We start from the raw sequence: 5862 nt of genomic DNA on the forward strand, positions 1-5862 counted from the left end.
TTTCGGATCCAGGTAAGTCATTTGGCCCAGGAATCTCCTTCCGAATTCCTCCCGGCTCAGCCGGGGATACAGACAAAGCGCCTCGTGGCGCACATGGTGCGTTCGACGGTCCAGCGGTGGCGGCCCAGCCGTTGCGAGGACTCGATTCCCTTGCGGGCGATGCAGTGGGTGATGCCGCGTTCGCGCAACCATCGCCGCAGGTGGGCGTAGTCGTAGCCCTTGTCGGCGTGGAGTTTGCCGGGCTTGCGTCGTCGCCGGCCGCGGCGCGAGCGGATCGGCGGGATGCCCTTCACGAGAGGGATCAATGCCTGGCTGTCGTGCAGGTTCGCGGCCGAGATCCCGACGGATATGGGCAGACCCGACCGTTCCGTGATCAGGTGGATCTTCGAGCCGTACTTGCCCCGGTCGACAGGATTCGGACCTGTCAGGTCCCCCTTTTCAGGGCCCGCATGTTCACCGAGTCGATCGCGCACCGCGACCAGTCCAGCTCGCCTCGGGCGCCGAGCTCGTCGAGGACCAGGCGGTGGAGCTTGGCCCACACCATGGCCTTCGACCACTCCGAGAACCGCCGGTGGGCGGTCGCTCCGGACGGGCCGAACGACGCCGAAGGCAGCTGCTGCCAGGTGCAACCGGACGTGGCCACGAACACGATCGCGGCCAGCACCTCCCGGTCGCCGTGCCGACGCCGACCACCCCCCTGAGGCCGCGACGGCGCCTCCGGCACCACCCGCTGGAACAACTCCCACAACTCGTCCGGCACCAGTCGCTCAACGATTCCCACCATGACCAACAGAACACCGAGCCACCCAAATGAGATGGCTTCTAAGGCGCGCCAGCTCGAACCTGGTGGATGAGGGCTGGATGCGGTGCGTCCCTGCTGGATATTTGGCTGGCGGAGAACTTCCCGGGCGGCTTATTTCGGTCGCGCGGGGAGGCCACGGTGAAGTGCTGCGGGGTAGCCGTGGCGAGGCCGTGGGGGCATAGCCGGGCTCCTACTCCGACGATCGAACAACGAGCGAACACAGGAACCGTCCCGGTTCCGCCCTCCTGCCGCGCGTCCAGCGCGGGCGGAGGGCTGGGTCCATCGTCGGCCGATCGGGCCGGGACGGGGCGGAGCCGCCGTAGTACTCCGAGCTGGGGAGAGCCCGGCACATGGGGAAGGGCGGCAGCGGTTCCGAGAAGGGAGGGAGGCTGTAATGCCGAAAGACGCACCGCTGAACAGCAGTGCTCCCGAGGCCCCGTTGGGGTCTTACCAGCGGGTATCGGGGATGCAGGCCAAGCTTCACCGTTGGACGGCGGCCGACCATGGCCGCAGGTTCGACGATCTGTTCAACCTCGCATGTGACCCGGCGACGCTGCTCGTGGCGTTCGAACGGGTCGCGGCAACAAGGGAGCCCGGACCCCGGGCGTCGACGGCCTGACCGTCGTCAACGTCGAGCGGGAACTCGGCCTCCCGGGCTACCTGGAGGACCTGCGACGCGTACTGAAGTCGGGTGAATTCCGGCCGCTGCCGGTGCGCGAGCACAAGATCCCCAAACCCGGCGGGAGCGGGAAGGTGCGCAAGCTCGGCATCCTGACCGTCTCCGACCGGGTGGTCCAGGCGGCGGCCCTCAAGCTGTTGCTGGAGCCGATCTTCGAGGTCGACTTCCTGCCGGTCTCCTACGGTTTCCGGCCCATGCGGCGCGCACACGATGCGTTCGCCGAGATCCACCGCTACGGCACCAACGGCTATCGCTGGGTGCTGGATGCGGGCATCGAGGCGTGCTTCGACTCCATCGACCACACGGCCCTGATGGACCGGGTGCGCACGAGGATCAAGGACAAGCACGTGCTGCGGCTGGTCAAGGCATTCCTCAAGGCCGGCGTCCTCACCGAGGGCGGCGGCCGCGAGGAGACCTTCACAGGCACCCCGCAGGGCGGCATCCTCTCCCCGCTGCTGGCGAGCATCGCCCTGTCCGCGCTCGAAGAGCACGTGATGGAGCCATGGGAGCCGGGCGGGAGGACGTCCACCAGAGGCAGGCGGGCACACCACCGTCGCCACAGCCGCCCGAACTGGCGCATCGTCCGCTACGCGGACGACTTCGTCGTCCTGGTCGACGGCAGCAGTGACAACATCGCCCGTCTGCGCGAGGACATCGCCGACGTACTGCACCCTCTCGGGCTGAGGCTGTCACCGGCCAAGACCCAGATCGTGCACATGTCGGACGGGTTCGACTTTCTTGGGTTCCGCATCCAGTGGCGCCGCAAGCGAGGCTCGAACAAGTGGTACGTCTACACCTTCATCGCCAAGAGACCCATCCGGCACCTGAAGGACAAAATCCGTGCCCTGACGAACAGAACGTCGCAGCAGGACCCGGGGACCGTGCTGAAGAGGATCAACTCGATCCTGCGCGGCTGGGTCAACTACTTCAAGCACGCGGTATGCAAGACCACGCTGAAAGCCCTGGACCAATTCGTATGGCGACGGGTGACCAGCTGGTGGATGGTGCTGCACCGCTGGAGGTGGAAAGACGTCCGCCGACGCTTCACCGACCGCAACGGTCGGTGGCACAAGCTCTCGGCGGACGGGATCGAGTTGTTTCCCATGGTCTCGACCGCGGTCACCCGCTATCGCTACCGGGGCAACACGATCCCCAACCCCTGGACACTCAACCACGCCTGAACGGCAGCGACCCTGGAGAGCCCGGTGCGGTGAGAGCCGCACGCCGGGTTCGGCGAGCGGCACGGAGAAACGGACCGATGGCAACATCGGCACCGCGCTCCGTGCCGACTCAACAGAACGGCCGGTCCGCGGCGATGCAGTCGATCGGCAGCAGGGTGCCGTCAAGGATGACGAACGCCTTCGCCCGGATTGCCTTCATCGCCTAGGCCAGGACGGGGCGATGGTGGCCAGGATGTTGACGGCCTCGCGTATGTAGCGGAAGGCGGTCGCGATCCCGATGCCGAAACCGGCCGCGAGCTGTGCGTAGGTGTCACCGCACCGCAGATGGGCCAGGGCCAGTAGAGCTGTCGCGCTGGGGGAAGCTGCCGCCGCCGCGTGCCGACCTCCCCTAGCCTGACTGTCAGTTGCCCGGTCAGGGACCGCAGGGTGCGGGTGGTCAGATCGATCGACGACGGGTAGACAAGCACACGAAGCTCCTGACGTACACGGATGATCCTGGTCGAGAACCCATCTACCAGGAGCTTCGTCGTTACGCAGAACCGTCCAACTCGTGGTCGACACCGCCAGCTTGGAAAAGGCTCACTCATCACCGCCTTTTCCAGCGCCATATGTTCGTCGCGGCCAGGCCGCACCCCATGATCACCGCGCCGAGGATCAGGGCGGGGATGAAGAAGTAGATGATGCCGATGGCCAGAACGGTGTATCCCGCGGGCATCAAGAACTTGAACCAGGGTTCGTCGCGATGTCGGAGCGCGTCCCACAGGAAGAATCCGAGTAGTGCGAAAAACCCCAGGGCGATTTCTATAGGCATGCCGTTCGGCATAGGAGTGCCACCCGCTCCCGGTCGATTGGTGACGGTGTGATGCGATCGAGCTCAGTCGGCTACCAGCCGAGAGTGCCCCACGTCAGAGCGGCCCCCTGACGGTACAGATGCCGCTGTCCCGCTCGCGTTCTAACGGAGTATCGGAACGGGAGGTGTCGGTTACCGAACCCTCCGACGTTACGGACCGCTCGCAGGCGCCACCCTACCGTGTCGAAGTGACACCTGACGCGAACCTGCCGAACTGTCTGCGGCTCCAGCCGTTTCTGCGCGTGTACTTCCCGAAATCGTATCCGGGGTTCAGTGAGCCTTTTTCGTCCCGAATAGTTGCAGATCAGCAGCGTGTGGACGGCTTGTACGATGGTGCCGATTCGGCGGGTGGAGCATCTGGCTCGCCGGAGCAGCCGCCAGGACTTCAGCTGCGCGAAGGCGCGTTCCCCAGGGGCTCTCAGCCGGGCATGGTCGCGGTTGAACTGCTGGTAGTGGTCCGGCTGTTCGCGGTGGTTCTTGTACGGGGTGCGGACCGTGGCGCCGGCACCCTGGTAGGCGCGGTCGGCGAGGACGAGGATCTGCCGGGTCAGGCAGGCTTGGACAATGCCGTGGGCCCGGGCCGCGGTCAGATCATGGGTACGACCTGGCGTCGCGCGGGAGAACCACAGTGGTGTGCCGTCGGGGCGGGCAATGACCTGCACGTTCATACCGTGCTTCTTGTGCTTCTGCGAGTAGTACGGTTCGTCCGGGGCAATGCGGTCGGTAGCGATCAGGGTGTCGTCCATGATCACGTGGTCGCCCTCGCCCAGCCCGGTCAGAGCCTCGTGCAGACCCGGAGCCCGGGTCGCGAGGATGTCCAGGGTCTCGTCGACGTAGCGCCAGGCCGTCGCGGTCGAGACGCCGAACCCGGCCGCGAGCTGGGCGAACGTCTCGTTCTTCCTCAGGTGGCCCAGCGCGAGGAGGGCCTGCTTGAAGCAACCGAGCCGTCTCCACGGCGAGTTCAGTTCACGCCTTCGGGCGTAGATCAGCCAGGAGACATGCTCGACCAGCTCATACGAGACGTCGAGCATGGAAGGATACGGAACCAACAGAGCCCCCCGGGCTGTCGGCAGTCTCGAGTGGAATCACCACCCCAGCTGACCAGGCCTTATAGCCCCTTGGAGATGGGATGAAAAAGGCTGAGTGAGCCCTTTCCATCTTGATCAGAAGGCGGGTTCGAGGGCGGCGATGGCTCGGACGAGCGCTGTGATCCGGATGGTGCTGCAGCGGAGCTTCCGTAGGAGTCGCCAGGACTTGAGGATCGCCATGGCGCGTTCACCGAGGCTGCGGATCTTCGCGTGGTCCCGGTTGTGACGTCGGCGCCAGCCGCGCAGGGGCCTGCCTGCCGCGGATCGGAACGCGGATGGCGGGGGTCGGCGCCCTGATACGCCTTGGCCCAGCACTTGATGTCCTCCGCGGCGAGGGCGGCGGGAATGCCGTGGGCACGCGCCGCGGTCAGGTCGTGTGTGGCTCCCGGCAGTGCCTCCGAGACCCAGATCAGGCGTCCGGCGGGATCGGCGAGGAGCTGCACGTTCATCCCGTGGTGCTTCTTCTTCCCGGAGTAGTACGGCCGGTCTGCGGCGATGCGGTCAATCGGGAGCACGGTGCCGTCGAGGATCACGTACGCCTTCTTCCGGACCGTCATGGCCTGTTCCAGCGTGGGCGCGAGGGCGGCCAGGAGGTCGACGGCCTCACGTATGTAGCGGTAGGCGGTGGCGATCCCCATGCGGAAGCCAGCCGCGAGACGCGCGTAGGTGTCGCCGCAGCGCAGGTGTGCAAGGACGAGCAGGCCTGTCGGCCGCAGGTCAGGCGACGCGACCGCGAGCCGATCCGACGGCGGTGACCTGCGAGAAGACCGGAGAGGTGTTGCAGGGTGCGGCTGGACAAGTCGATGCCGGACGGGTAGATAAGCACGGGAAAGCTCCTGGCGGGCTGGTGATCTTGGTCGTGAACCCGTCTACCAGGAGCTTCCCTCATGCCCGCCGCCGGAGTGCCGTCCAACCACCCGTCAGGTTGGAAAGGGCTCACGGTCCTCGCCGCGAGCGCCCAGGACCGTGAAGGCGCGCGGCGTCCGCTGCTGTGGACCCGCCAGGACCACCCGGGCGTGAAGGAGATCTGGGCGGAGCAGGAGTTCGCCGGACGCCTGGTCGACTGGACGGCACAGATCCTCGGCCGCGAGCTGGAGATCGTCCGCAAGGACCCCGGCCAGAGCGGATTCCAGGTCCAGACGAAGCGCTGGGCGGTCGAGCGGACGCTGTGCGCCACGAGGCGCTTTGTCTGTATCCCCGGCTGAGCCGGGAGGAATTCGGAAGGAGATTCCTGGGCCAAATGACTTACCTGGATCCGAAAG

The 5862-nt window shown here is 66.3% G+C and carries 3 protein-coding genes and 4 pseudogenes; 2 read left to right on the forward strand and 5 right to left on the reverse strand.

What is annotated here, in order from left to right; genetic code table 11:
- Positions 1 to 92: 92 nt before the first annotated feature.
- Positions 93 to 784 (reverse strand): annotated as a pseudogene (locus AC0682_RS31295) (IS5 family transposase); the annotation flags it as partial.
- Between the two features lie 633 nt (positions 785 to 1417).
- On the opposite strand from AC0682_RS31295, the gene ltrA reads away from it, so the two are divergent.
- A complete protein-coding gene (ltrA, locus tag AC0682_RS31300; protein WP_478536605.1) occupies positions 1418 to 2662 on the forward strand; it encodes a group II intron reverse transcriptase/maturase in 1245 nt (414 codons plus the stop codon).
- A gap of 115 nt (positions 2663 to 2777) precedes the next feature.
- Here ltrA and AC0682_RS31305 read toward each other — a convergent pair.
- The 4 genes and pseudogenes from AC0682_RS31305 to AC0682_RS31320 all read right to left on the reverse strand — a co-directional run.
- Positions 2778 to 3129 (reverse strand): annotated as a pseudogene (locus tag AC0682_RS31305) (transposase family protein); the annotation flags it as partial.
- Between the two features lie 119 nt (positions 3130 to 3248).
- On the reverse strand, positions 3249 to 3473 hold the full coding sequence (locus AC0682_RS31310) for a hypothetical protein (protein ID WP_478536602.1): 225 nt from the start codon (positions 3471 to 3473) through the stop codon (positions 3249 to 3251).
- Positions 3474 to 3799: 326 nt separating this feature from the next.
- A pseudogene (locus tag AC0682_RS31315) lies at positions 3800 to 4604 on the reverse strand (transposase family protein); the annotation flags it as partial.
- A 71-nt stretch (positions 4605 to 4675) separates the two neighbouring features.
- Positions 4676 to 5426, reverse strand: a pseudogene (locus AC0682_RS31320) (transposase family protein).
- Between the two features lie 61 nt (positions 5427 to 5487).
- Here AC0682_RS31320 and AC0682_RS31325 point away from each other — a divergent pair.
- Positions 5488 to 5805, forward strand: coding sequence for a hypothetical protein (locus tag AC0682_RS31325; protein WP_478536604.1), 318 nt, complete (start codon positions 5488 to 5490; stop codon positions 5803 to 5805).
- Positions 5806 to 5862: the final 57 nt, after the last annotated feature.

The sequence above is a fragment of the Streptomyces sp. NPDC043746 genome, from assembly GCF_056436485.1.

Bases quoted from the DNA above. Each gene is read 5' to 3' on its own strand.
- AC0682_RS31310 (WP_478536602.1), bottom strand. From the start codon at position 3,473: ATGCCTATAGAAATCGCCCTGGGGTTTTTCGCACTACTCGGATTCTTC.
- AC0682_RS31325 (WP_478536604.1), top strand. From the start codon at position 5,488: ATGCCCGCCGCCGGAGTGCCGTCCAACCACCCGTCAGGTTGGAAAGGG.